This is a genomic window from Mesorhizobium sp. WSM4310, from assembly GCF_007003935.1.
GTDB lineage: Bacteria > Pseudomonadota > Alphaproteobacteria > Rhizobiales > Rhizobiaceae > Mesorhizobium.
Map to the genome: position 1 here is coordinate 100201 of NZ_VFTA01000003.1, position 26490 is coordinate 126690.

The 26490-nt window shown below is 64.5% G+C and carries 20 protein-coding genes, 2 pseudogenes and 1 riboswitch; of the genes and pseudogenes, 5 read left to right on the top strand and 17 right to left on the bottom strand.

Annotated features, from left to right (window positions below; translation table 11 throughout):
* Positions 1–12: 12 nt before the first annotated feature.
* The 17 genes from FJV80_RS05360 to FJV80_RS05440 all read right to left on the bottom strand — a co-directional run bounded on the left by FJV80_RS05360 (position 13) and on the right by FJV80_RS05440 (position 18397).
* Positions 13–1683 (bottom strand): ribonuclease J, encoded by a 1671-nt coding sequence (locus tag FJV80_RS05360; RefSeq protein WP_095787380.1) that lies wholly within the window; start codon positions 1681–1683, stop codon positions 13–15.
* A gap of 93 nt (positions 1684–1776) precedes the next feature.
* Positions 1777–2598 carry a biotin--[acetyl-CoA-carboxylase] ligase gene (locus tag FJV80_RS05365; RefSeq protein ID WP_095773016.1) on the bottom strand — a complete coding sequence of 274 codons (822 nt, stop codon included), beginning with the start codon at positions 2596–2598 and terminating at the stop codon, positions 1777–1779.
* A gap of 4 nt (positions 2599–2602) precedes the next feature.
* Complete coding sequence (nuoN, locus tag FJV80_RS05370) at positions 2603–4039, bottom strand: NADH-quinone oxidoreductase subunit NuoN (RefSeq protein WP_095787378.1); 1437 nt, start codon at positions 4037–4039, stop codon at positions 2603–2605.
* 19 nt (positions 4040–4058) lie between these two features.
* Entirely contained in the window at positions 4059–5564 is a 1506-nt protein-coding gene (locus tag FJV80_RS05375; RefSeq protein ID WP_095773018.1) for an NADH-quinone oxidoreductase subunit M, read from the bottom strand.
* A complete protein-coding gene (gene nuoL / locus FJV80_RS05380; protein WP_095790880.1) occupies positions 5564–7537 on the bottom strand; it encodes an NADH-quinone oxidoreductase subunit L in 1974 nt (657 codons plus the stop codon). The genes FJV80_RS05375 and nuoL overlap by 1 nt, the downstream gene beginning before the upstream one ends.
* 10 nt (positions 7538–7547) lie before the next feature.
* A complete protein-coding gene (nuoK, locus tag FJV80_RS05385; RefSeq protein WP_010910101.1) occupies positions 7548–7856 on the bottom strand; it encodes an NADH-quinone oxidoreductase subunit NuoK in 309 nt (102 codons plus the stop codon).
* A gap of 1 nt (position 7857) precedes the next feature.
* On the bottom strand, positions 7858–8478 hold the full coding sequence (locus tag FJV80_RS05390; protein ID WP_019858932.1) for an NADH-quinone oxidoreductase subunit J: 621 nt from the start codon (positions 8476–8478) through the stop codon (positions 7858–7860).
* Between the two features lie 126 nt (positions 8479–8604).
* Complete coding sequence (nuoI, locus tag FJV80_RS05395) at positions 8605–9096, bottom strand: NADH-quinone oxidoreductase subunit NuoI (RefSeq protein ID WP_032930717.1); 492 nt, start codon at positions 9094–9096, stop codon at positions 8605–8607.
* Positions 9096–10139 carry an NADH-quinone oxidoreductase subunit NuoH gene (nuoH, locus tag FJV80_RS05400; RefSeq protein ID WP_142875748.1) on the bottom strand — a complete coding sequence of 348 codons (1044 nt, stop codon included), beginning with the start codon at positions 10137–10139 and terminating at the stop codon, positions 9096–9098. The genes nuoI and nuoH overlap by 1 nt, the downstream gene beginning before the upstream one ends.
* Before the next feature lie 2 nt (positions 10140–10141).
* Positions 10142–12223 (bottom strand): NADH-quinone oxidoreductase subunit NuoG, encoded by a 2082-nt coding sequence (gene nuoG, locus FJV80_RS05405; protein ID WP_142875749.1) that lies wholly within the window; start codon positions 12221–12223, stop codon positions 10142–10144.
* Positions 12224–12296: 73 nt separating this feature from the next.
* Complete coding sequence (locus FJV80_RS05410) at positions 12297–12992, bottom strand: NADH-ubiquinone dehydrogenase (protein ID WP_142875750.1); 696 nt, start codon at positions 12990–12992, stop codon at positions 12297–12299.
* 61 nt (positions 12993–13053) lie between these two features.
* Complete coding sequence (gene nuoF / locus FJV80_RS05415) at positions 13054–14358, bottom strand: NADH-quinone oxidoreductase subunit NuoF (protein WP_095773023.1); 1305 nt, start codon at positions 14356–14358, stop codon at positions 13054–13056.
* Between the two features lie 10 nt (positions 14359–14368).
* Complete coding sequence (locus FJV80_RS05420) at positions 14369–15649, bottom strand: NADH-quinone oxidoreductase subunit E (protein ID WP_142875751.1); 1281 nt, start codon at positions 15647–15649, stop codon at positions 14369–14371.
* Positions 15650–16840 carry an NADH-quinone oxidoreductase subunit D gene (locus FJV80_RS05425; protein ID WP_095790877.1) on the bottom strand — a complete coding sequence of 397 codons (1191 nt, stop codon included), beginning with the start codon at positions 16838–16840 and terminating at the stop codon, positions 15650–15652.
* A 9-nt stretch (positions 16841–16849) separates the two neighbouring features.
* A complete protein-coding gene (locus FJV80_RS05430; protein WP_095773026.1) occupies positions 16850–17455 on the bottom strand; it encodes an NADH-quinone oxidoreductase subunit C in 606 nt (201 codons plus the stop codon).
* Between the two features lie 4 nt (positions 17456–17459).
* Positions 17460–18041 carry an NADH-quinone oxidoreductase subunit B gene (locus FJV80_RS05435; RefSeq protein ID WP_015317338.1) on the bottom strand — a complete coding sequence of 194 codons (582 nt, stop codon included), beginning with the start codon at positions 18039–18041 and terminating at the stop codon, positions 17460–17462.
* Positions 18032–18397, bottom strand: a complete 366-nt coding sequence (locus FJV80_RS05440; protein ID WP_010910112.1) for an NADH-quinone oxidoreductase subunit A — start codon at positions 18395–18397, stop codon at positions 18032–18034. The genes FJV80_RS05435 and FJV80_RS05440 overlap by 10 nt, the downstream gene beginning before the upstream one ends.
* A gap of 333 nt (positions 18398–18730) precedes the next feature.
* Here FJV80_RS05440 and FJV80_RS05445 point away from each other — a divergent pair, with 333 nt between their 5' ends.
* The 5 genes and pseudogenes from FJV80_RS05445 to cobG form a co-directional block, all read left to right on the top strand.
* Positions 18731–19930, top strand: coding sequence for a winged helix-turn-helix domain-containing protein (locus tag FJV80_RS05445; RefSeq protein ID WP_142875753.1), 1200 nt, complete (start codon positions 18731–18733; stop codon positions 19928–19930).
* 29 nt (positions 19931–19959) lie between these two features.
* Positions 19960–20166, top strand: a riboswitch (cobalamin riboswitch).
* 39 nt (positions 20167–20205) lie between these two features.
* Positions 20206–20634, top strand: a complete 429-nt coding sequence (locus FJV80_RS05450; RefSeq protein WP_142875754.1) for a DUF1636 family protein — start codon at positions 20206–20208, stop codon at positions 20632–20634.
* A gap of 2 nt (positions 20635–20636) precedes the next feature.
* The gene (gene cobW, locus FJV80_RS05455) at positions 20637–21674 is read left to right on the top strand and encodes a cobalamin biosynthesis protein CobW (protein ID WP_142875755.1); all 1038 of its coding nucleotides are present in this window, start codon (positions 20637–20639) and stop codon (positions 21672–21674) included.
* A gap of 18 nt (positions 21675–21692) precedes the next feature.
* Positions 21693–25111 (top strand): annotated as a pseudogene (gene cobN, locus FJV80_RS05460) (cobaltochelatase subunit CobN).
* Positions 25108–26484, top strand: a pseudogene (gene cobG, locus FJV80_RS05465) (precorrin-3B synthase); the annotation flags it as partial. The pseudogenes cobN and cobG, both read left to right, overlap by 4 nt.
* Between the last annotated feature and the right edge of the window lie 6 nt (positions 26485–26490).

Here is a 26490-nt window from a genome sequence, read left to right on the forward strand (position 1 = left end):
CCGACGCTACCGTCATCTGGTGACAAACACCGTCACCAGCGGTTTCTTGCCCCAGGCTTCGTTGGCGGCGCCACGCACCGCGCGCCGCACCGCTTCCTGAACCAGGTCGAGGTCCTTTCGCCGCTGGCGGGGAATCGAGTCCACCGCGCCGACAGCCGCATCGATCATCAAATCCTCCAGCGTCTCGCCGCTGGCGTCGGCCTCGGCGACCCCGATGGCGACCAGATCGGGATCGCCGGCCAGTTCATATTTGTCGTCGAGCACCACATTGACCGCGACATGGCCGGCAAAGGACAGTTTGCGCCGGTCGCGAATGCCCATCGCCTGGTCGGTGCCGATCAGATTGCCGTCCTTGTAGATGCGGCCGAACGGCACCTGGTCGATAATGGTGGCGGGGCCAGGAGCGAGCCGCAGCATGTCGCCGTCGCGCACCTGCGCCACCTGGCCGATGCCGGAGGTCGACATCAGCGAGCCCTGCGCCACCAGATGCGCCGCCTCGCCATGCACGGGAACGCCGATCCGCGGGCGCACCCATTCATACATCTTGCGCAATTCGCTGCGCCGGGGATGGCCGGAGACATGCACCAGCGCGTCGCCGTCCTCGATGATCTTGATGCCGAGATCGATCAGGCGGTTCTTGATCTCGAGGATCGCCTTCTCATTGCCGGGGATGGTGCGCGAGGAAAACACCACCGTATCGCCCGCCGTCAGCGAAACCGATTTCATCTCGTCGCGCGACAGTTTCGCCAGCGCCGCCAGCGGCTCGCCCTGGCTGCCGGTGCAGATGATGACCAGGTTTTCGCGCGGGATGAAGCCGAAATCCTCCTCGGCAATGAATTCCGGCAGGCCGTCCATATAGCCAAGCTCGTCCGCCACGTCGATGACGCGCTTCAGCGAGCGGCCGAGCACCAGGCACTGGCGGCCGGCATCGCGCGCCGCCTTGGCGATGGAGACGATACGCCCGACATTGGAGGAGAAGGTCGTCACGGCGACCCGACCGACGGCACTCTGGATGACGCCCTTGAGCCCCTCGCCAACCGCCACTTCCGACGGCGATTCCCCTTCCCGCAGCGCATTGGTCGAATCGCAGATCAGCGCCAGCACGCCCTTGTCGCCATAGGCACGGAAACGTGCCTCGTCGGTCTTCGGCCCGATCGTCGGTTCCGGATCGATCTTCCAGTCGCCGGTGTGGATGACGGTGCCGGCCGGCGTGGTGATGGCAAGCGACATCGGCTCCGGGATCGAGTGCGCCACCGGAATGGCTTCTATCTCGAAGGGGCCGACGGTGAATTTCTCCCCGGCCCGGTAGATCGTCAGCGGAATCTTCGGCGCCCCCTGCTCGCCCTGCCGCTTGGCTTCCAGCAGCCCGGCACTGAACGGCGTCATCCACACTGGCGCTTTCAGCCTCGGCCAGATATCGAGCAGCGCGCCATAATGGTCCTCATGCGCGTGAGTGATGACGATGCCGCGCAGATTGGCGAGGTTTTCCTCGATGAAGCGCGTGTCGGGCAGGATCAGGTCGACGCCCGGATGCGCCGCGTCGGGAAAGGTGACGCCGACATCGATGACGATCCATTCACGCGCGCTCGGCGGGCCGTAGCCGTAGAGGGCGAAGTTCATGCCGATCTCGCCGACGCCGCCGAGCGGCACGAAGACGAGTTCGGCGTTTTCCGCTTTCGCCATGATTTTTCCCTTCCTGGCCCTCAGGCCAAGCCGTTAAAGCAATTCCAGGAAACGTGTCTAACGGTTTTCCGTCCGGAATTGCGCAGAAACAAACTATACTTGAGCGGACGCGACCGCGCCGAAATGCACGTCGCCAGCCGCGATTGTCAGCACCGACCCCTCATCGTCGCGGATCACGAAACGGCAGTCCTCGTCAATGGTCTCGAACACCCCACGCACCACATTACCGTCAATTCTGACGGCTACCTCGCCGCCAAGCCCCGCCGCGCGCGCCAGCCAGCGCCGCCTGACAGTGGCGAGGCCGCGGCCTTCATCCCACAGCCGGGCATTCTCGCTCCAGGCATCGGATAGCGCCAGGAACAGCGTTTCGGCATCGCATGTCGCGCCCAGAGCTTGCAGCGATGTCGCGGGATAAGGCAAATCCGCGGGGTGCGCCACGACATTGACGCCGATGCCGACCGCCACCGCGAAGCGGCCGCCCTCCAGTATAGCCGACTCCAGCAGGATGCCGGCAAGCTTCGCGCCCGAAGCAAGCACATCGTTCGGCCATTTCAACTCGAAACGGTTTTGGCCCTGGCCCGCGCCATCGAGTCCCACGGCAATGCGACCCTTCGGCACCACGGCGTCGAGTGCGTCAGCAAGCGACAGGCCGGCGACGAAACCCAGAGTCGCGGCAAGGCGTAGTTCACCACCGGTGATGACGAGCAAGGTCGCCGCCAGGTTGCCATCGGGTGACACCCAGGCGCGGCCGCGCCGGCCACGCCCGCTTTCCTGCTTCTTGGAAACGACCCACAGCCTGCCCGGGTCACCGGCCCGGGCGTGATCCAGCGCCACCGTGTTGGTGGAGCCGACGCTGTCATGGGCCTCGAGCCGGAACCCTTCCGACGCCGAGGTTGGGGCCAGCCGAAATGCCATCCCGTCAGAAAAATGTCTTGGCGGCGGCTTCGGCATAGGTGCCGATCGGTCCGCCGATCAGCACATAGAACAGCACGAAGGCGCCGCAGACGCCGAGCACGACACGCAATTCGCTGGCCATCGGCACGAAGCCGCCGACCGGTTCGTCGAACCACATGATCTTGATGATGCGCAGATAGTAATAGGCGCCCACCACCGACGCCAGCACGCCGATGATCGCCAGCGCGTAGAGGTTGGCGTTGATGGCGGCGAGGAAGACGTACCACTTCCCCCAGAAGCCGGCGAGCGGCGGAATGCCGGCCAGCGAGAACATCAGGATGGTGAGGATGGTCGCCATGATCGGGTTGGTCGAGGAGAGCCCGGCCAGGTCGCTGATCTGCTCGACATTGCCCTCCTTGCGCCGCATGGCGAGGATGAAGGCGAAGGTGCCGAGCGTCATCACCAGATAGATCAGCATATAGATGGCGACACCGCGCACGCCGGCCTGGCTGTTGGCGGCAAGGCCGACCAGCGCGTAGCCCATATGGCCGATCGAGGAATAGGCCATCAGGCGCTTGATGTTGGTCTGGCCGATGGCGGCAAAGGCGCCGAGCGCCATCGAGGCGATCGAGATGAAGACGATGATCTGCTGCCAGTCGGCGGCGATCGGCTTGAACGCGCCCATGGTGACGCGCACGATCAATGCCATCGCCGCCATCTTGGGAGCCGCCGCCAGGAAGGCCGTCACCGGCGTCGGTGCGCCTTCATAGACGTCGGGCGTCCACATATGGAACGGCACCGCCGAGATCTTGAAGGCGAGGCCGGCCAGCACGAAGACCAGGCCGAAAACAAGGCCGAGCTGCCGCCCGCCGCTGCCGAGCGCCGAGGCGATTTCCTGGAAGCCGGTGTTGCCGGTGTAGCCGTAGACCAGGCTGATGCCGTAGAGCAGCATGCCCGACGACAGCGCGCCGAGGACGAAGTACTTCAGCCCCGCCTCGGTCGAACGCAGATTGTCGCGGTTGATCGCCGCCAGCACGTAGATCGCCAGCGACTGAAGTTCGAGGCCGAGATAGAGCCCGATCATGCCGTTGGCCGAAATCATCAGCATCATGCCGAGCGTACACAGCAGGATCAGCACCGGATATTCGAACTTGTCGAAACGCTCCGCCTTGGCAAAGCGCATCGACATGACGAGCGTCACAGCCGAGCCGACCAGCGCCAGCACCTTCATGAAACGGGAGAAGGGATCCTGGATGAAGGCGTTGCCATAGGCGTTGCCCTGCCCGGTGGAAAGGATCAGCCAGGCGCCGGCGATTACCAGCACCGCGACGGCAAGCCCGGTCACGGTATTGGCGGTGTTGGCGCGCGAATAGGCTCCGACCATCAGCAGCGCGAGCGCGCCGAAGGCAAGGATCAGCTCGGGCGTCGAGAGCGACAGGCTGGAGAGAAGGTCCGGCGTCATGGTTCGCAAAACCCCTGGGTCAGTTCGCCGCCGCGGTCTGCGCGGCGCCGATGGATGCGGTGACATTGGTGACGAGCGATTTGACCGACTGGGCCGTCGCGTCGAAGACGGGAGCGGGATAAACGCCGAAGAAGATGACCAGCGCGACCAGCGGGTAGATGATCACCTTCTCGCGCAGCGACAGGTCGAGCAGCCCTTTCAGGCTGTCTTTGGTCAGCGCGCCGAAGATCACCCTGCGGTAGAGCCAGAGCGCGTAGGCGGCCGACAGGATGACGCCGGTGGCGGCGAAGAACGCCACCCAGGTGTTGACCCGGAACACGCCCAGCATGGTCAGGAACTCGCCGACGAAGCCACTGGTGCCGGGCAGGCCGACATTGGCCATGGTGAAGACCATGAACACGGTGGCATATTTCGGCATGTTGTTGACCAGGCCGCCATAGGCAGCGATCTCACGCGTGTGCATGCGGTCGTAGATGACGCCGACGCACAGGAACAGCGCGCCCGACACGAGGCCGTGGCTGAGCATCTGGAAGATCGCGCCCTGCACGCCTTCCTGGTTCATGGCGAAGATGCCCATGGTGACGAAGCCCATATGGGCGACCGAGGAATAGGCGATCAGCTTCTTCATGTCCTCCTGCATCAGCGCCACCAGTGAGGTGTAGATGATGGCGACGACCGACAGCGTGAAGACCAGCGGCGCGAACATCTCCGACGCCAGCGGGAACATCGGCAGCGAGAAGCGAAGGAAGCCGTATCCGCCCATCTTGAGCAGGATTGCGGCCAGGATCACCGAACCCGCCGTCGGCGCCTCGACGTGCGCGTCGGGCAGCCAGGTGTGCACCGGCCACATCGGCATCTTCACCGCGAAGGAGGCGAAGAAGGCGAGCCACAGCCAGGTCTGCATGTTGGCCGGGAAGCTGTGCGTCAGAAGCGTCGGTATGTCGGTCGTGCCGGACTGGAAGAACATCGCCATGATGGCGAGCAGCATCAGCACCGAACCGGCGAGCGTATAGAGGAAAAACTTGAACGAGGCATACACGCGCCGCTTGCCGCCCCACACGCCGATGATGATGAACATCGGGATCAGGCCGGCTTCGAAGAAGACGTAGAACAGCACGATATCCAACGCGCAGAACACGCCGATCATCAGCGTCTCGAGCAGCAGGAAGGCGATCATGTAGGCCTTGACGCGCTTGTCGATCGCTTCCCACGACGCCAGGATGCAGAGCGGCATCAGGAACGTCGTCAGGATGACGAACAGCATGGAAATGCCGTCGACGCCCATATGGTAGGAAATGCCGGAGTCGAGCCAGGCGAATTTTTCGACGAACTGGAAGCCGGCCTGCGAATTGTCGAAGCCGGTCCAGATGAACAGCGAGACGATGAAGGTGAACGTCGTCGTCAGCAGCGCGATGGCGCGGATGTTGCGGCGCGCGTTTTCGCTGTCATCCCTGATGAACAGGATCAGCAGCGCACCAACCAGCGGCAGGAAGGTGACCAGCGAGAGGATTGGCCAGGCGGTCATCAGAGCATCATCCAGGTGACGAGTGCGGCAACGCCGATCAGCATGGCGAAGGCATAATGGTAGAGGTAGCCGGTCTGCAGCTTGACGACGCGGTTGGTGACATCGACGACGCGCGCCGAAATGCCATCCGGCCCGAGACCGTCGATGACGGTGCCGTCACCGGTCTTCCACAGGAAATGGCCGAGACGCTTGGCGGGCCGCACGAACAGGAAGTCGTAGAGCTCGTCGAAATACCACTTGTTGAGCAGGAAAGCATAGAGCAAGCGATGGTTCGCGGCGACGCTCGGGGGCAATTCCGGTGAGCGGATGTAGAACTTCCAGGCCACCGCGAAGCCGATCAGCATCGCGATGAAGGGCGACAGTTCGACCCACAGCGGCAGTTCGTGGATTTCGTGCAGGATGTGATTGTCCGGCAGCGTGAAAAGCGACGCCTTCCAGAACTCGGCATAGCCTTCGCCGATGAAGGAATTGTGGAAGATGATGCCGGCGAACAGCGCTCCGGCGGCCAGCACGAACAGCGGCACCAGCATCACCGGCGGCGATTCATGCACATGGTGCATCACCTCATGGCTCGCCCGCGGCTTGCCGTGGAAGGTCATGAAGATCAGCCGCCAGGAGTAGAAGGAGGTGAAGCAGGCGGCGATGACCAGCAGCACGAAGGCGAGGCCGGCAACCGAATTGTGGCTGGCAAAGGCGCTTTCGATGATGGCGTCCTTGGAGAAGAAGCCTGCGGTGCCGATGACAGTCACGGGAATGCCAACGCCGGTCAGCGCCAGCGTGCCGATCACCATCATCCAGTAGGTGCTCGGGATCAGCTTTCTGAGGCCGCCCATCTTGCGCATGTCCTGCTCGTCGGAGACGGCATGGATGACCGAGCCCGAGCCGAGGAACAGCAGCGCCTTGAAGAAGGCATGCGTGAACAGATGGAAGATCGCCGCGCCATAGGCGCCGACGCCGAGCGCCACGAACATGTAGCCGAGCTGCGAGCAGGTCGAATAGGCGATGACGCGCTTGATGTCATTCTGGACGAGGCCGACGGTGGCCGCGAAGAAGGCGGTGAAGGCGCCGATGAAGGTCACCACGGTCAGCGCCGAATGCGACAATTCGAACAGCGGCGACAGCCGCGCCAGCATGAACACGCCCGCCGTCACCATGGTGGCGGCATGGATGAGCGCGGAGACCGGCGTCGGGCCTTCCATGGCGTCCGGCAGCCAGGTGTGCAGCGGCACCTGCGCCGACTTGCCCATGGCACCCATGAACAGCAGCAGGCAGACGACGGTCATGGCCGCCTGCTTGTCCAGCGCATGGCCGAGGAAGGTCAGCACGGCAGCACCTTGCGGCGCGCCCTCGGCCGGAACGAACGTCGCCGCATTGGCGAAGATGGTGCCGAGATTGACCGAGCCGAACAGCACGAACACGCCGAAAATGCCGAGCGCGAAGCCGAAATCGCCGACGCGGTTCACGACGAAGGCCTTGATGGCCGCGGCATTGGCCGACGGCTTCTTGTACCAGAAGCCGATCAGCAGGTAGGAGGCGAGACCGACGCCTTCCCAGCCGAAGAACATCTGCACGAGGTTGTCGGCCGTCACCAGCATCAGCATGGCGAAAGTGAACAGCGACAGATAGGCGAAGAAGCGCGGCCGGTTCGGATCGTGGTGCATGTAGCCGATCGAATAGATATGGACCAGCGCCGACACGGTGTTGACCACCACCAGCATCACCACCGTCAGCGTGTCGATGCGCAGCGCCCAGGACGCTTCGAGCCCGCCCGACTGGATCCAGCGCAGCACCGGCACGGTGAACACCTCGCCGTGGCCGAAGCCGACGGTGAAGAAGGCGACCCACGACAGTATCGCGGCGATCACCAGGAAGCCTGAGGTGATGTATTCGGACGCCTTGGCGCCGAGCGACGTGCCGAACAGGCCGACGATCAGGAAGCCGAGCAGGGGAAGGAAGACGATGGCCTGATACATGGTGGTTCCGTCAACCCTTCATCATGTTCACGTCTTCGACCGCGATCGAGCCGCGGTTGCGGAAGAAGACGACGAGAATGGCAAGTCCGATTGCCGCTTCAGCCGCCGCGACCGTCAGCACGAACAGCGCGAACACCTGGCCGACCAGATCGCCGAGCGCCGCCGAAAAAGCGACGAAGTTGATGTTGACCGCAAGCAGGATCAGCTCGACCGACATCAGGATGACGATGACGTTCTTGCGGTTCAGGAAGATGCCGAACACGCCGAGCGTGAACAGAACAGCCGATACGGTCAGATAATGTGCGATACCGACGACCATCTCAGACTCCTTCGCCCGACTTGACCTTGCGGATTTCCATGCCGGTGGCCGGCGTGCGACCGACCTGGGCTGCGATCGACTGCCGCTTGATCCCTTCCTTGTGGCGCAGCGTCAGCACGATGGCGCCGATCATGGCAACCAGCAGGATGAGGCCCGAAATCTGGAAGTAGTAGAGGTAGTCGGTATAGAGGATGTCGCCGAGCGCGGCCGTGTTCGAGCGCGTGGCGAGATCGGGAATGGGCTTCGACACCGTCGCGGCCAGCTTCGGCGCGAATGTGTAGCCGCCGAGCACGACAATCAGCTCCGCCGCCAAGATCAGCCCGACCAGCGCGCCGATCGGCGCGTATTGCAGCGCGCCCTCTTTCATTTCAGCGAAGTCGACGTCGAGCATCATGACGACGAACAGGAACAGCACCATGACCGCGCCGACATAGACGACGAGCAGGATCATCGCCAGGAACTCGGCGCCGGTCAGCATGAACAGGCCGGCGGCGTTGAAGAAGGTCAGGATCAGGAACAGCACCGAATGCACGGGGTTGCGCGATGAAATGACCATGAACGCCGACGCCACGGCGACAAAGGCGAAGAGGTAGAAAAAGGCCGCCTCTAGTCCACTCAGCATTGGGGTTCCCCCGGGTTCCTATCCCAAACAGGACGTTCGTCCTGTTTGATTTTTGCGACCGCCTCCGGCCGGCAAGTTTCGTTGTGTCCTTAGACGAGGGCCCTCGCCTCGTCCATGCGTCAAATATCAGCGGTACGGCGCATCCAATGAGATATTGCGCGCGAGTTCGCGCTCCCACCGGTCGCCATTCGCCAGGAGCTTGTCCTTGTCGTAGTAGAGCTCCTCGCGCGTTTCCGTCGCGAATTCGAAATTCGGCCCCTCGACGATGGCGTCGACCGGGCAGGCTTCCTGGCAGAAGCCGCAATAGATGCACTTTACCATGTCGATGTCGTAGCGCACCGTGCGGCGCGTGCCGTCATTGCGGCGCGGGCCGGCCTCGATGGTAATTGCCTGCGCCGGGCAGATGGCCTCGCACAATTTGCAGGCGATGCAGCGTTCCTCGCCATTGGGATAGCGGCGCAGCGCATGCTCGCCCCGGAAGCGCGGGCTGACCGGCCCCTTCTCGTGCGGGTAGTTGATCGTCTCCTTCGGCGCGAAGAACTGGCGCATGGACAGGAAGAACGCGCTGACGAAATCTTGCAGCAGCAGCGATTTTGCGGCCTGGGACAAAGCGGACATCACGCAAACCCCGTGATCTTGAGGAAGGCTGCGGTGGCGACCACCATGAACAGCGAGATCGGCAGGAACACTTTCCAGCCCAGCCGCATCAGCTGGTCGTAGCGATAGCGCGGCACGAAGGCCTTCACCATCGAGATGCCGAAGAACACGAAGCAGACCTTCAGCACGAACCAGATGACGCCGGGCACCCAGGTGAAGGGCGCGAAGTCGAAGGGTGGCAGCCAGCCGCCGAGGAACAGGACGGTGGCCAGCGCGCACATCAGGACGATGGCGACATATTCGCCGAGGAAGAACAGCAGGAACGGCGTCGACGAATATTCGACCATGTGGCCGGCGACCAGCTCCGATTCGGCTTCGACCAGGTCGAAAGGCGGCCGGTTCGTCTCGGCCAGCGCCGAGATGAAGAAGATGATGAACATTGGGAACAGCGCCAGCCAGTTCCAGTCGAGGAAGGTGTTGGGCAGGCCAAGCCTGGTGCCAAGCCCACCCTGCTGCGACAGCACGATATCGCTGAGGTTGAGCGAGCCGGCGGTGAGCAGCACGGTGACGATGACGAAGCCGATCGAGACTTCGTAGGACACCATCTGTGCCGCCGAACGCAGCGCGCCGAGGAACGGATATTTCGAGTTGGACGCCCAGCCGCCCATGATCACGCCGTAGACCTCGAGCGAGGAGATGGCGAAGACATAGAGGACGCCGACATTGACGTTGGCGATCGCCCAGCCCTGGTTGACCGGAATAACCGCCCAGGCCGAGATCGCCAGCACCGCCGACACCAGCGGCGCCAGAAGGAACACGCCCTTGTTGGCACCGGACGGGATGACCGGCTCCTTGAAGACGAATTTCAACAGATCGGCAAAGGCCTGCAGCGTGCCCCAGGGGCCGACGACGTTCGGACCGCGGCGTAGTTGCACGGCCGCCCAGATCTTGCGGTCGGCGTAGAGGATGTAGGCCACGAAGATCAGCAGAACCACGATCAGTACGACCGACTTCAGAAGGATCAGGAGCGCCGGCAGCACGTAGAAGGAGAAGAAGGTGTCCATGCTTATTCCGCCGCCTGCTTGAAGCCGCTCTTGGCCAATGCCGAACATTCCGCCATCACGGCCGATGCCCGCGCGATCGGGTTGGTCAGGTAGAAATCCTTGACCGGCGAGGTGAAGGTGCCCTTGTTCAGCCGCCCGCCGAGCTTCGCCACGCCGCCGATGTCCTCGGCATTGCCGGCCGCGACCTGATCGATGCGGGCCAGATGCGGGTACTCGCCATAGAGTTTGGCGCGCAGCTGCGGCAGCGAATCGAACGGCAGTTTCTTGCTCAGCACATCGGACAGGGCCCTGAGGATCGCCCAGTCCTCGCGCGCATCGCCAGGCGCGAAGCCGGCGCGGTTGGTCTGCTGCACACGCCCTTCGGTGTTGACGTAGGTGCCCGACTTTTCCGTGTAGGCAGCCGCCGGCAGGATGACATTGGCGCGGTGCGCGCCGTGGTCGCCATGGGTGCCGATATAGACGACGAAGGCGCCGCCGGTCTTGCCCATGTCGATCTCGTCGGCGCCGAGCAGGAACAGCACGTCCGTTTCGCCCAGCATGCCGGCGACGTCCTTGCCGCCCTCACCCGGCACGAAACCGAGATCGAGGCCGCCGACGCGCGCCGCCGCATTGTGCAGCACGGCAAAGCCGTTCCAGTCGGCGCGAGCGGCATTGACGGCAGCGGCGAGCTTCGCCGCCTGGCCGAGCACGGCCGCGCCGTCGGCCCGCGCCAGCGCGCCCTGGCCGATAATGATCAGCGGATGCGTCGCCTTCTTCAGCGTCTGGAAGAACTTGCCATTGCCGTCGGCCAGATCCTTCAGCGAATCCGGCCCGGCGCCGAGCAATTCGTACTCGTAGCGCGTGTCGCCGATATCGCCGATAACGCCGACCGGCAGATTGCCGACCCGCCAGCGCTTGCGGATGCGGGCATTGAGCACCGAGGCCTCGAAGCGCGGATTGGCGCCGATGATCAGCACCGCGTCGGCCTGCTCGATGCCTTCGATGGTCGGGTTGAAAATGTAGCTGGCACGTCCGAGCGCCGGATCAAGCGCGGCGCCATCCTGGCGGCAGTCGACATTCTTGGAACCCAGCGAAGCCATCAGCAGCTTCAGCGCGTAGATTTCTTCGACGGCAGCGAGATCGCCCGCAATGGCGCCGATCTTCTCGGGCGTCGTCTTCGACACCGCGTCCTTGATCGTCGCGAAGGCTTCGGCCCAGCTTGCCGCAACCAGTCTGCCATCCTTGCGCACATAGGGGCGGTCGAGGCGCTGCGTGCGCAATCCGTCCCAGATGAAGCGGGTCTTGTCGGAAATCCACTCCTCGTTCACCTGCTCGTTGACGCGCGGCAGGATGCGCATCACTTCGCGGCCACGGCTGTCGATACGGATCGCCGAGCCGACCGCATCCATCACGTCGATGGATTCGGTCTTGGTCAGTTCCCAGGGCCGCGCCTGGAAGGCGAAGGGCTTGGAGGTCAGCGCACCGACCGGGCACAGATCGATGACATTGCCCTGCAGTTCCGAGGTCATCGCCTGTTCGAGATAGGTGGTGATCTCGGCGTCCTCGCCGCGGCCTATCAGGCCGAGTTCGGAAATGCCGGCGACTTCCGTGGTGAAGCGGACGCAGCGCGTGCAATGGATGCAGCGGTTCATCACCGTCTTGACCAGCGGCCCGATATACTTGTCTTCGACCGCCCGCTTGTTCTCATGATAGCGCGAGGAATCGACGCCGAAGGCCATGGCCTGGTCCTGCAGGTCGCACTCGCCGCCCTGGTCGCAGATCGGGCAATCCAGCGGATGGTTGATCAGCAGGAACTCCATCACGCCTTCCCGGGCCTTCTTGACCATCGGCGTGTTGGTGAAGATTTCCGGCGGCTCGCCATTGGGGCCGGGGCGCAAATCGCGCACGCCCATGGCGCAGGACGCCTGCGGTTTGGGCGGCCCGCCCTTCACCTCGATCAGGCACATGCGGCAATTGCCGGCGATCGACAGCCGCTCATGGAAGCAGAAGCGCGGCACTTCCGCGCCCGCGTCTTCCGCCGCCTGCAGCAGCGTGTAGTGGTCGGGTACAGTGATCTCTTTCCCGTCGACCTTGAGCTTTGCCATTCGCTTCAAACCCCTGCGGATTTCCCGCAATCTCATTTCCCGGGCGCGACAGACGCGGCGCCCGGCATTGCATTCACTTCTTCGCGGCCAGCACAGCCGCCTGCGCAGTCCAGTCGTCACGGCCGATTCGGCCGTTGAACGACAGATAGTCGTCGACCCAGGCGATCTCCTGCGGCGACCAGGCGGCGATCTGGGCATAGGTCCAGATGCCGAGCCCATTCAGCACCTTTTCCAGCTTCGGGCCGATGCCCGATATCGCCTTGAGGTCGGACGGTTTCGCCGGCTTGTCGATCGCCTTGGGCTGCCTGAAATCCTCGGGCAGCAGCACATCGGCGGCCTCACTCGTTGCCGGAGCGACATTCACCGCCGGCGCCGTGGTCGCGGCTTCCTTGGCGGCGATGTCGGTGACCTCCTGCGCGAAGGACTGCGCCTCGGCAATCATGGTCTTGGCCGTCGCCCGCGCCCTGACGGACGACGAACTCGCGTCGTCGAATTGCTCGACGCGTGCCTCGAAATCCTCGATCAGCGGCTGCATGAGGCGCTGTGATGCCTCGGCGGCGCCCGAAAGCGCGCCCAGCCAGACGCCGAACGCATGATTGGCAAACCCAATGCCAAGCGCCGACATCGCCGCCGCGCCCGCGACAGGGTGCACGAAAAGGTTGATGGCGCTGGCCATCTCCTTCGGCATCATCCTGGTCAGGTCCTGGTTCATCTTCTCGATCTGGTCCAAATTGGGCATCAATGGGTAGGGTGTCGAATACGGCGCCATAGAGTTCTCCCGGTCGTTTCTTCGTTCGGCCCGCCCCGTTATTCCAGCATTCAAAAATCTACTATTCCGCCGCCACCATCACCGGTTCGGCCCGATGCGCGTTGCGCGAAAACTCGTCGATGCGCCGCTCCACCTCGCCGCGGAAGTGCCGCATCAGGCCCTGGATCGGCCATGCCGCCGCGTCGCCCAGCGCGCAGATCGTGTGGCCCTCTACCTGCTTGGTGACGTCGAGCAGCATGTCGATCTCGCGCTTCTGCGCCTCGCCGCGCACCAGCCGCTCCATCACCCGCCACATCCAGCCGGTGCCTTCGCGGCACGGCGTGCACTGGCCGCAGCTCTCATGCTTGTAGAAGTAGGACAGCCGCGCGATCGCCTTCACGATATCGGTCGACTTGTCCATGACGATGACGGCGGCCGTGCCCAGGCCGGATTTGAGGTCGCGCAGCGCGTCGAAATCCATCGGCGTGTCGATGATCTGCTCGGCCGGCACCAGCGGCACCGAGGCGCCGCCGGGAATGACTGCCAGCAGATTGTCCCAGCCGCCGCGAATGCCGCCGCAATGCGTCTCGATCAGCTCGCGGAACGGGATCGACATCGCCTCCTCGACGGTGCAGGGGTTGTTGACGTGGCCGGAGACGCAGAAAAGCTTGGTGCCGACATTGTTGGGCCGGCCGAAGGACGAGAACCAGGCAGCCCCACGGCGCAAGATGGTCGGCGCCACCGCGATCGATTCGACATTGTTGACCGTGGTCGGGCAGCCATAGAGGCCGACATTGGCCGGGAATGGCGGCTTCAGCCTGGGCTGGCCCTTCTTGCCTTCCAGGCTTTCCAGCAGCGCCGTCTCTTCGCCGCAGATATAGGCGCCGGCGCCGTGATGCATGTAGACGTCGAAATCATAGCCGGACGTGTTGCCCTTGCCGATCAGCTTGGCCTCATAGGCCTCGTCGATGGCGCGCTGCAGCGCCTCGCGCTCCCTGATGAACTCGCCGCGCACATAGATGTAGGCGGCGATCGCGCCCATGGCGAAGCCGGCGAGCAGCGCTCCTTCGACCAGCGTGTGCGGATCGTTGCGCAGGATGTCGCGGTCCTTGCAGGTGCCGGGCTCGGATTCATCGGCGTTGATGACGAGGTAGCTTGGCCTGCCATCGCTCTGCTTGGGCATGAACGACCATTTGAGGCCCGTCGGGAAGCCGGCGCCGCCGCGACCGCGCAGGCCGGACGCCTTCATCTCGTTGACGATCCATTCGCGGCCCTTGGCGACGATGCCGGGCGTGTTGTCCCAGGCGCCGCGCGCCATCGCGCCGGCCAGCGACTTGTCGAAGAGGCCGTAGATGTTGGTGAAGATGCGGTCTTTATCCTGAAGCATTTTTCGTCCCTCAGACCGGCTTCTTGCCGAAGACGCGGATGTATTCGGCAACGCCGCCCTTGGCGAGCGCCGTGGCCTGCTTGACCCAGTCGTCGCGCTCGATACGGCCCTGGAAGGAGAGATAGCCGTCCACCCACTCGCGCTCGGCCTTCTTCCAGGAAGCGACCTGCGCGAACGTGAAGATGCCCAGCGTATGCAGGACGCCCTCTATCTTCGGGCCGACGCCGGAGATCAGCTTGAGATCGTCCACCGCGGTCGGCCTGTCGATCCCGGCCGGGCGGTTCTTGTCTTCCAGCGACGGTTTCGCCGGCTTGGCGGCCGGCGCCTTGGCTTCCGGCGCCTTGAAGGCAGCGGCCGGTTCGGCCTTGGATCTGGGCCCATTGCGCTGCTTGGAGACCTTCTCGACTTCCGGCGCTGCCTTATTGGCATTGGCGGCCGAATGCAGCGGCGCCGAAACGCTCGCCGCCTTTTCCGCCGCCGGTGCCACCTTGGTCTTTGAGGGTGTCTTCAGCGCCGGGCTGGTCTCGAGCGCGTCGGTCTTCGGCTTGCTGGCTTTGGACGGCGCGACCGGAGCGGCAGCGGGCGCCGGAACGGGCGCGGCGATGATCGCGTCGGGTGCCGCCTTGGCGGCCTTGGCTGCTTCCCTGGCCTCGCGGTCGCGGGTCGACTTGAGGATCGCCTTTTCGCTTTTCAGCGTCGTCAGGCCGGAGGCCGGCTCCGAGCCGGTGCGGCCGTTCTGCGGCCCCGGCACCACCGAAGCGCCCTTGCCCGCATCATAGAGATCGATGATTTCGGCCAGCCGTTCCGGCGTCAGGTCCTCGAACGTATCCTTGAAGATCATCACCATCGGCGCGTTGACGCAGGCGCCTAGGCACTCGACCTCTTCCCACGACAAGGTGCCCTTGTCATTGGTGTGGAACTGGTCGTGATGGATTTTCGAGCGGCAGACATCCATCAGCGCTTCCGAGCCGCGCAGCATGCAGGGCGTGGTGCCGCAGACCTGGATGTGCGCGCGGATGCCAACGGGATTGAGCTGGTACTGCGTGTAGAAGGTCGCGACCTCGAGCCCGCGAATCCTGGGCATGCCGAGCATGTCTGAAATCGTCTCGATCGCCGCCTTGGTGACCCAGCCTTCCTGCTCCTGCGCCAGCATCAGCAGCGGAATGATCGCCGACTGCTCGCGGCCCTTCGGGTACTTCTTGATCCATTGCTTCGCCGCTGCCGCGTTCGCCCGGTTGAAGGCGAAGGATGCTGGCTGGACGCTGGCTTCTGCGAGACGGCGGACTGACATTTAGCGATCGACCTCACCAAACACGATGTCGAGGGAGCCAAGAACGGCGGTGACGTCGGCCAGCATGTGGCCGCGGCAGAGGAAATCCATGGCCTGAAGATGCGCGAAACCGGGCGCGCGCAGCTTGCAACGGTACGGTTTGTTGGTGCCGTCGGAAACGAGATAGACGCCGAACTCGCCCTTCGGCGCCTCGACGGCCGCATAGACCTCGCCGGCCGGCACGCGATAGCCCTCGGTGTAGAGCTTGAAGTGGTGGATCAGCGCTTCCATCGAGCGCTTCATCGCCTGACGCTTGGGCGGCACGACCTTGCCGTCGAGGTTCGACACTGGGCCGGTGCTTTCCTTGCCGAGCAAGAGATCGACGCATTGCCGCATGATCCTGGCCGACTGGCGCATTTCTTCCATGCGCACGAGGTAACGGTCGTAGCAGTCGCCGTTCTTGCCGATCGGAATGTCGAAATCCATTTCCGAATAGCATTCGTAGGGCTGCGACTTGCGCAGGTCCCAGGCCGCGCCGGAACCACGCACCATGACGCCCGAAAAACCCCAGGCCCAGGCATCGGCCAGCGAAACAGTACCGATATCGACATTGCGCTGCTTGAAGATGCGGTTGCCGGTCAGCAGTTTGTCGAGGTCATCGATCGATTTCAGGAACGGGTCGATCCACTTGCCGATGTCCTCGACCAGCTGGCGTGGCAGGTCCTGGTGGACACCGCCGGGGCGGAAATAGGCGGCATGCATGCGCGAACCGCTGGCGCGCTCATAGAACACCATCAGCTTCTCGCGCTCGACGAAGCCCCATAGCGGCGGGGTCAGCGCGCCGACGTCCATCGCCTGGGTCGTCACATTGAGGATGTGCGACATGATGCGGCCGATCTCGCAGTAGAGCACGCGGATCAGTTGGCCGCGCTTCGGCACCTCGATGCCGAGCAGGCGCTCGGCGGCCAGCGCGAAGGCGTGCTCCTGGTTCATCGGCGCGCAATAGTCGAGCCGGTCGAGATAAGGGATGGCCTGCAGATAGGTTTTTGCCTCGATCAGCTTTTCCGTGCCGCGGTGCAGCAGCCCGATATGCGGATCGACGCGATCGACGACCTCGCCATCGAGCTCCAGCACAAGGCGCAAAACGCCATGCGCCGCAGGGTGTTGCGGGCCGAAGTTGATGTTGAAATTGCGGACGGAGGTTTCAGCCATTCTGGCGCCTCAATTCGTCTTGGCTTTTTCATCGCCCGGCAGGACGTAATCCGTCCCTTCCCATGGCGAGAGAAAATCAAAATTGCGGAATTCCTGCTTGAGCTCGACCGGCTCGTAGATGACGCGCTTGGCTTCGTCGTCGTAACGCACTTCGACAAAACCGGTCAGCGGGAAATCCTTGCGCAGCGGGTGGCCTTCGAAACCGTAGTCGGTCAAAAGGCGACGCAGGTCGGGATGGCCCGAGAACAGCACGCCATAGAGGTCGTAGGTCTCGCGCTCGAACCAGTCGGCACCGGGATAAACGCCGGTGATCGAGGGCACCATCGTCTCCTCGTCGGCCTGCACCTTGACGCGGATGCGCACATTCTGTTTCGGCGACAACAAGTGATAGACGACGTCGAAGCGCTTGGCCCGCGACGGATAGTCGGCGCCGCAGACATCGATGATCGAGATGAACTGGCAGCGCGCATCGTCGCGCAGGAAGGTCACGACTTCGATGAGGTCGCGCGGCTCGACATGGATGGTCAGCTCGCCATAGGCGAGCACCGCGTCATTGACGCGACCAATCAGCCTTTCGCCGAGATAGGTCGACAGTTCGCTAAGGGATGCGGCCATGGATTTACCGTTCGATCGTGCCGGTGCGGCGGATTTTCTTCTGCAGGAGAAGAATGCCGTAGAGCAAAGCTTCGGCGCTCGGCGGGCAGCCGGGCACATAGATGTCGACCGGCACGACGCGGTCGCAGCCGCGCACCACCGAATAGGAATAGTGGTAGTAGCCGCCGCCATTGGCGCAGGAGCCCATCGAGATGACGTAGCGCGGCTCGGGCATCTGGTCGTAGACCTTGCGCAGCGCCGGCGCCATCTTGTTGGTCAGCGTGCCGGCGACGATCATGATGTCGGACTGGCGCGGCGACGCGCGCGGCGCGACACCGAAGCGCTCCGAGTCATAGCGCGGCATCGAGGTGTGGATCATCTCGACGGCGCAGCATGCCAGACCGAAGGTCATGAACATCAGCGAGCCGCTGCGCGCCCAGGTGATCAGCGCCTCGGTCGAGGTGACCAGGAACCCCTTGTCGGCGAGCTCATTGTTGATTTCGAGGAAGAAGGGATCGTCCTCCCCCACCGGCCGACCGGTGTTGGGATCGATGATGCCCTTCGGCTTCGGCGCGACGAGGGTGCCTGAACTGTCGTTCAATCCCATTCCAGCGCTCCTTTTTTCCATTCATAGGCAAAGCCGATGGTCAGCACTGCCAAAAACACCATCATCGACCAGAAACCGAGCATGCCGATCTTCGAGAAGGACACGGCCCAGGGAAACAGGAAGGCCACCTCCAGATCGAAGATGATGAACAGGATCGACACCAGGTAGAAGCGGATGTCGAATTTCATGCGGGCATCGTCGAACGAGTTGAAACCGCACTCGTAGGCGGAAAGCTTTTCGGGATCGGGATTGCGGTAGGCCACCAGGAACGGTGCGGCCAGCAGCGCCAGGCCGACGACCAGCGCCACGCCGATGAACAGGACGATGGGCAGGTACGAACTGAGAAGTGCGTTCATGCAGCGGCTTTCCGTTGGCGCCAATCCACTTTGATTACAGCACCGGACCTTAATGCGGAAGCGTGACAGATTAACCGCTGAACCGTTTTAAGGGGCCTATGCTGCAACGCGGCGAGGGTTAGCGCAGCACTTCCAGCGAAGCAAGTCAAACCTTGTTCAAAACGCCGACCTGGACGGCATATCCGGAGAAACTGGTCCGATCCGCTCCTGTTTGATTTCCTTCGCCTTCTACTCCACTTTTCTCTCCTGACAGGGTTGCCGCAAAAACCCTGCTAGCATGGGCTGGAATCACCCGCCGGACCTCGGTCGAAACGCCCTTAGAGTGACAGCTGCATGAAGGAAAAGATCTCGCTTGCCGCCGCCCGGCGTATTGCGCTCGCCGCACAGGGATTTCTCGATCCCCGCCCAAATGGCACACCCGATCGCCGCCACTTTGCCCGTGTGCTCTCCCGCACCGGCCTGCTGCAGATCGATTCCGTCAGCGCGGTGGTGCGCGCGCATTACATGCCGCACTATTCGCGGCTCGGCCCCTATCCGCTCGCGCTGCTCGACAATGCCGCGGTGACGCGCAAGCGCACGGTCTTCGAATACTGGGCGCATGAGGCCTCGTTCCTGCCGGTCGAGACCTACCCGCTGATGCGCTGGCGCATGCAACGCGCCGAGCAGGGCGACGAGATGTATCTGGGCCTGGCCAAATGGGGCCGCGAGCATGCCGCGTACATAGAAGAGATCTACCGCGAGGTCGTCGCGCGCGGCCCGATCGCGGCTTCGGCGCTGGAAGGCCAGAAAGGTTCGGGCGGCTGGTGGGGCTGGAGCCATGCCAAGCACGCCTTCGAATGGCTGTTCTGGGCCGGCCGCATCACCACGGCGCACCGCCGCGGCTTCGAGCGCTTCTATGATCTGCCCGAGCGCGTGCTGCCGCAGGCGATCCTCGATCTGCCGGTGCCGGCCGCCGAGGACGCGCACCGCGAATTGCTGCGCATTTCCGCCCGCGCCCACGGGGTGGCGACATCAGGCGATTTGCGCGACTATTTTCGGCTGTCGCCGGCCGACATGAAAGGCCGGCTGGAGGAACTGGTCGAGTTGGGTGAACTGCTGCCGGTGCGCGTCGAAGGCTGGGACAAGCCGGCCTACCTTCATAAGGACGCCCGCCTGCCCCGGAAGATCGAGGCCCGCGCCCTGCTGGCGCCGTTCGACCCGGTCGTCTTCGAGCGCTCGCGCTCGGAGCGGCTGTTCGATTTCCACTACCGCATCGAGATCTATACGCCCGCCGAGAAGCGCCAATACGGCTACTACGTCCTGCCTTTCCTGCTCGGCGACAGGATCGTCGCGCGTGTCGACCTCAAGGCCGACCGGCCAGCCAGCGTCCTGCGCGTCCACGCCGCCTACGCCGAGCCCAAGGCACCGCCCGAGACCGCCGCGCAGCTCTCCGAGGAACTGAAGCAGATGCAAGGCTGGCTCGGCCTTGAACGCATGGAAGTGACGCCTGCCGGCGATTTGGGCCTGGCGCTTGCCGACATCGCCATGTCGTAGCCGTGCGTTGACACCGCTGCCTGCAAAAGCCTAAATCCGCTCCAGACGGTCCCTTGCCCGCAACGGCAGGGGCTAAGAGGGAATGCGGTGAGAGGTGAAAAATCTCAAATCCGCGGCTGTCCCCGCAACTGTAAGCGACGAGCCAAGGCCGAAAGCCACTGGGATGTTCCCGGGAAGGCGGCACCCAAGGCGATAACCCGCGAGCCAGGAGACCTGCCGTCTGCGACAAAAGAATCCGATCGCCCGGCGGGTTTCCGGGCAAGGAGCCCGGTTTTTTGGACCAGAACGGCAGTTTTTCGGCTGGCACAGAGGACAATTCGTCCGCCGACGGCGAAGCCTTGGCCGGCGTCACGGTGATCGTCTGCGCCTCGTGCCGCGACGAGACTGGCTCCGACGCCCATCCCCGCGCCGGCGAACTCTTGGCTGACGACACACGCCGCGCCGCATCTGATGGAAACATCCGCATCCACACGGTCGAATGTCTCGGCAATTGCAAGCGCCGGCTGAGCGCCGCGATCCTGCGAAACGGCTGCTGGAGCTACGTCTTCGGCGACCTGACCGTGACCAGCGGCGCCGACCTCGTCGCCGGCGCCAAACTCTTCGCCACCTCGACGGACGGCCTCATTCCATGGCGCGACCGGCCTGCTTCCCTCAAGTGCGGCCTCGTTGCCCGCATTCCTCCCCTCGACCTGTTGAAGGACTGATCATGAGCGCTTCCGTCACCCGCGTCCCCTGTACCGTCGTCACCGGCTTCCTCGGCGCCGGCAAGACGACGCTGGTCCGCCATCTCCTGGAGAACGCCGGCGGCAAGCGCATTGCGATCATCGTCAACGAGTTCGGCGACATCGGCATCGACGGCGAGATTTTGAAGGGCTGCGGCATCGACACCTGCCCGGAGGAAAACATCGTCGAACTGGCCAATGGCTGCATCTGCTGCACCGTGGCCGACGATTTCGTGCCCGCGCTCGACCAGATCCTGTCGCTGACGCCGAAGGTCGATCACATCCTGATCGAGACTTCGGGCCTCGCCCTGCCCAAGCCGCTGGTCCAGGCGTTCCAGTGGCCGACGGTGAAGAGCCGCGTGACCGTCGACGGCGTGATCGCTGTGGTCGATGGTCCCGCACTGGCCGAAGGCCGTGTCGCCAACGACATGGACGCCTTGCAGGCGCAGCGTGCGCAAGATGACAGCCTCGATCATGACGACCCGGTCGAGGAACTGTTCGAGGACCAGATCGCCTGCGCCGACCTGATCATCCTGTCGAAAAGCGATCTGATGAACGCCGCCGGCTCGGCCCGCGCCAACGCCATCATCGGCGAACACTCCGCCCGTGCCGTGAAGATCGTGCCGACCTCGCATGGCGAGGTCGATCCCTCCGTGCTGCTCGGACTTGGTCTCGCCGTCGAGGACGACATCGAGAACCGCAAGTCGCATCATGACGGCGCCTTCGACCACGAGCATGACGACTTCGACACCTTCATCGTCGACATTCCCTCGATCGCCAATCCGGACGAACTGGCACAGCGCGTGGCCGCCGCCGCCGAACAGGAAAACGTGCTGCGCGTGAAAGGCTTCGTCGAGGTCGGCGGCAAGCCGATGCGGCTCTTGCTGCAGGCCGTCGGCCCGCGCGTCAATCATTACTACGACCGCGCCTGGACCGCCGAGGACGACCGCCGTTCGCGCCTGGTCGTCATCGGCCTCAAGGGGCTGAACCGCCCGGCAATCGAGCGTATACTCGCCGGCTGATTTCAGACACGGGCCGCGATGCATATCCTCACCACGACCTCCGCCTCGCTCGACGATCTCGCCGAGCCGGTCGATCTGCGGCAGACGCCGGCGGATATCGTGGCCCTGTCCTTCACCGACAGCGATCTCGCGGGACTGGCGGCCGCCTGGAAGGCGGATGCCGCCCGCCTGCCCTCGATGCGGCTGGCGGCCCTGCGCGACCTGCGCCACCCGATGTCCGTCGACCTCTGGATCGACAGCGTCGCCCGCCACGCCAAGATCATCCTGGTGCGTATCCTCGGCGGCTACGACTGGTGGCGCTATGGCTGCGACCAGCTGGCCTCGATCGCCCGCGAGCGCGGCATCAAGCTGGCGCTGCTGCCGGGCGAAAGCCATGACGAGGATATCAGGCTGATCGAAGCCTCGACGCTGCAGCGCCGGGAATTGGACGCGCTGCTCGGCTATTTCCGCGAGGGCGGCCCGGCCAATATGGGCGCGCTGGTGCAAAGGCTGGCCAGACTGGCTGGACAGAATGCGGCCGTTGTTGAGCCGGTGGCGGTGCCGAAGGCCGGCTACTACGAGCCAGGCCGCGGCGTCGTCCCCCTCCCCCTCGAGGGCGAGGGAAAGGTCGTGCCCATTCTCTTCTACCGCTCGATGCTTCTCGCCGCCGACGTCGCTCCGATCGACGCGCTTTTTGAAGCGCTGAGCGCGCGCGGCATGACGCCTGTCCCCATCTTCGTCTCCAGCCTCAAGGACCCGACATCCCTGGCCTTCGCGGAAACCGCGCTCGCCACGCTCAGACCCGCCGCCATCATCACCGCGACCGCCTTCGCCTCCGGCGCCGAGCCCGGCGTCGAAACCCTGTTCGACCGCGCCGGCGTGCCGGTCTTCCAGGTCATCGTCGCCACCACCCGCCGCGACATCTGGGAGAACAACCAGCGCGGCCTGGCGCCCGCCGACCTCGCAATGCATGTCGTCCTGCCAGAGTTGGACGGCCGCATCCTCGCCGGCGCGATTTCCTTCAAGGGCGAAAGCGATGTCGATCCCGCGCTTGGCCACCGCGCCTTCGCCAACCGGCCGGAACCGGATCGTGTCGCGCAGGTGGCTGACCGCGTGGCAGCCTTCATCAAGTTGCAGGACACGCCCCGCGCCGAACGCAAGCTGGCCATTCTGATCCCGGATTACCCAAGCGCTCCCGGCCGTACCGGCTATGCTGTCGGCCTCGACGTGCCGTCGAGCGTGTTGGCGATGCTGCATGACCTGAAGGAACAGGGCTATGCGGTTGAAGGGATCCCGCAATCGCCGCGCGAACTGCTGGATTTGCTGGAGCGGGGCGATGATGGGTTGGAGGTGGATGAGTATCTCGACCTGTCGCGAGACCTGCCTGTCGAGGCAATGACTGCTGTTGAGGCGGCGTGGGGGAAAGCGGAAGACAAGACAGGTTTGCGCGAGGCGCCCCCCTCTGTCCTGCCGGACATCAGGACAGAGGCCCCCCCCCCCCCCGCCAACCTTCACAAACGACCTCAGCAAGCTTCCCCTTCCGCGCCGCCGCCTTCGGCAACATTACGGTCGCCCTCGCCCCAGACCGCGGCCGCTCCGCCGATCGCCGCGCCGACTACCACGATCCAACGCTGCCGCCGCGCCACGCCCTGATCGCCTTCGGCCTGTGGCTGCGCGAATCGCTGGGTGTGCATGCCCTGATTCATGTCGGCGCTCATGGCACGCTGGAATGGCTGCCGGGCAAGACCGTTGCGCTGTCGCAAAGCTGCTTCCCCGAGATCGTCACCGGCGCCCTGCCCGTGATCTATCCCTTCATCGTCTCCAATCCCGGCGAGGCAGCACAAGCCAAGCGACGCATTGCCGCCGTGACCCTCGGCCATCTGCCGCCGCCGCTGACCGGCGCCGCGCTGGACGAGGATCAGCACAGGCTCGAACGCCTGGTCGACGAATACGCCCAAGCCGACGGCCTCGACCGCCGCCGCCGCGACCGCCTGGCCAAGCTGATCGTCGACACGGCGCAAAAGACCGGCCTCGCCGCAGAAGCCGGTGTCGCCGGGACCGACGCACCCGACGAGGCGCTGCGCCGCATCGATGCCTGGCTCTGCGACCTCAAGGACTTCGCCATCAAGGACGGGTTGCATATCTACGGCCGCGCGCCCGACGATGAGGCCGACGCCAAGCGCCGCCAAAGTGCCGAGGCTGAAAGGTCAGCGCTGGTTGCCGCGCTGGACGGCCGCCACGTCAAGGCCGGCCCGGCCGGCGCGCCGACGCGTGGCCGCTCCGACGTGCTGCCCACCGGCCGCAATCTGTTCACGTCGGATCCCCGCACCATGCCGACGCCGACCGCCTATGATCTGGGCAAGGCGGCGGCCGAAGAAGTGGTGCGCGGCTACCTGCAATCGCATGGCGACTGGCCGCGTTCGCTGGTCATCGATCTCTGGGGCTCGGCCTCGCTGCGCACCGGCGGCGAGGAGATCGCACAAGGCCTGGCGCTGATGGGTTGCCGGCCGCAATGGGATGCCGCCACCGGCCGCATCACCGGCATCGAAGTGCTGCCGCCGGCCACGCTCGGCCGCCCGCGCGTCGACGTCACCTGGCGCATATCGGGCCTGTTCCGTGACATGTTCCCGACCCAGATCGCGCTGATCGACGCCGCTGCCAACGCGGTCGCCGCCCGCGACGAGGATGATTCGGAAAACCCGCTCGCGGCCCGGACCCGAGCGGACGGCAGGATTAGCCCGCGCATTTTCGGCACCTCGCCCGGCACCTATGGCGCTGGCGTCGAGGATCTCCTGTCCAGCGGCGACTGGGCAGCGCGCGAAGAGATCGGCCGCGCCTATCTCGACGCCACCTCGCATGCCTATGGCGGCGCCGGCGGCGAAGGCATCTCGGCGCCGGGCGCGTTTGAAACCCGCATCGCCGAAGCCGATCTTCTGGTCCACACCGGCGACGACCCCGGCCGCGACATTCTCGAAGGCTCCGCCGACGTCGCCTTCATCGGCGGTTTTTCGGCCGCGCTTGCCGCCCTTGGCCGGAATGCCGATGTCATCGTGCTCGACACGACGGACGCGCAAAAGCCGAAGCCGCGGTCGGTCGGTGAGGCCGTATCTCGCGTGGTGCGCGCCCGCGCCGTCAATGCGCGCTTCATATCAGGCCAGATGCGGCACGGCCCGCGCGGCGCCTCCGAATTCGCCGAGACGGTCGACCGGCTGGTCGGCTTCGCCGAAACCACGCATGCCATTTCAGGCGCGCTGATCGAGGCCGTGCACGATGCCTATGTCGGCGACGCGGAAGTCCGCGCCTTTATCCTTCGGGAAAACCCGGCGGCCGCGAAAGTCATTGCCGAGCGTTTTCTCTCGGCGCGCCGGCGCGGCCTCTGGCATCCCTTGCGCAATTCCATCGACGACGATCTCGCCGCGCTGATTGCCGAGGCCGAAGCGCTGGGAGTGGCGGCATGAACGCCTTCTCACGTCGCGGCGCCTGTCCGGCCCTGTCGGCGCCGATGCAGACCGGCGATGGGCTGCTGGTGCGGCTCAACCCGGTTGCCGGAGGCCCATCTTCTGAAGGATTGTCGCCGAAGCTGTTGATCGGTCTGGCCGAATCCGCCCTGCGGCATGGCAACGGTGTCATGGAAGTGACAGCGCGTGGCAGCTTGCAGATACGTGGCTTGACGGAGGACAGCGCAACGCTGCTGGCAGCGGAAGTCGATGCGCTGGGCATTGCGGTGCGGACCGGCGTGCCGGTCGAGACGGGGCCGCTGGCGGGGATCGACCCGCAGGAGATCGCCGATCCGCAACCGCTGGCTGGGCGGGTCAGGGCGGCGATCGAGGATGCTGGGCTGACGCCAAGGCTGGGACCGAAAGTGTCTGTCGTGGTGGACGGCGGCGGGCAGCTGACGCTGGATGCGGTGACGGCCGATGCGCGGCTGAAGGCGGTGCGGAATGGTGCCGAGGTTCGGTGGCAGGTGTCTGTTGCGGGTGATGGACAGAATGCGAAGCTGCTCGCCACCGTAAGCGACGACGCCGCGCGCGACATTGCCGTTGCAGTGCTGAGGATGGTCGCAGAGAAAGGCCGCGAGGCTCACGCAAGAGACTTGTCGGAAAGGCAGTTGGTGTCTCTTGCGGATTGGCTATGCTTGCCAGGTTTGCGCGAGGCGCCCTCCTCTGTCCTGCCGGACATCTCCCCCTCGCGCAAACCTATCGGCCGTTTCCCATTAGCCGGCGACACTTTCACCCTCGGCATTGCACTCCCCTACGGCAGCATGCCTGCCGACAAAATCATCGTTCTCACCCAAAGCGCCGTCACCCTCGGCACCACCGAAATCCGCCTCGCCCCAGGCCGCGCGATGCTCTTCCTCGGCCAACCCTCGGACACCGATCCGTCTCTCCAAGCCACTGCCGCCAGCCTCGGCTTCGTCACCTCCCCCGCCGACCCGCGCACGCGCATCGCCGCCTGCCCCGGCACGCCGGCCTGCGCCTCCGGCCGCATCGCCACCCGTGACATCGCCGAGACGATCGCCGCCGAAAACGCCGACATCCTCGACTTCACCATGCACGTTTCCGGCTGCGCCAAGGGCTGCGCGCATCCCGGCCCGGCGGCGCTCACAATCGTCGGCGGCGAAAATGGAGCCGGACTTGTCGTGAACGCGACGGCAAAGGCTCTTCCTGCCGGCTACAGGCCGGGCTATGACGCCGCGCGCGGCATCGGTCGCGTCGCGGCGGTGATCCGCAGCGCACGATTTCAGGGCGAGACCGCCGCTGCTTGCCTGACAAGGCTCGGGCCGGCGGCCATCGCCGAGATTTACCGACAGGCCCAAACTAAAAAAACGGAAATGAGC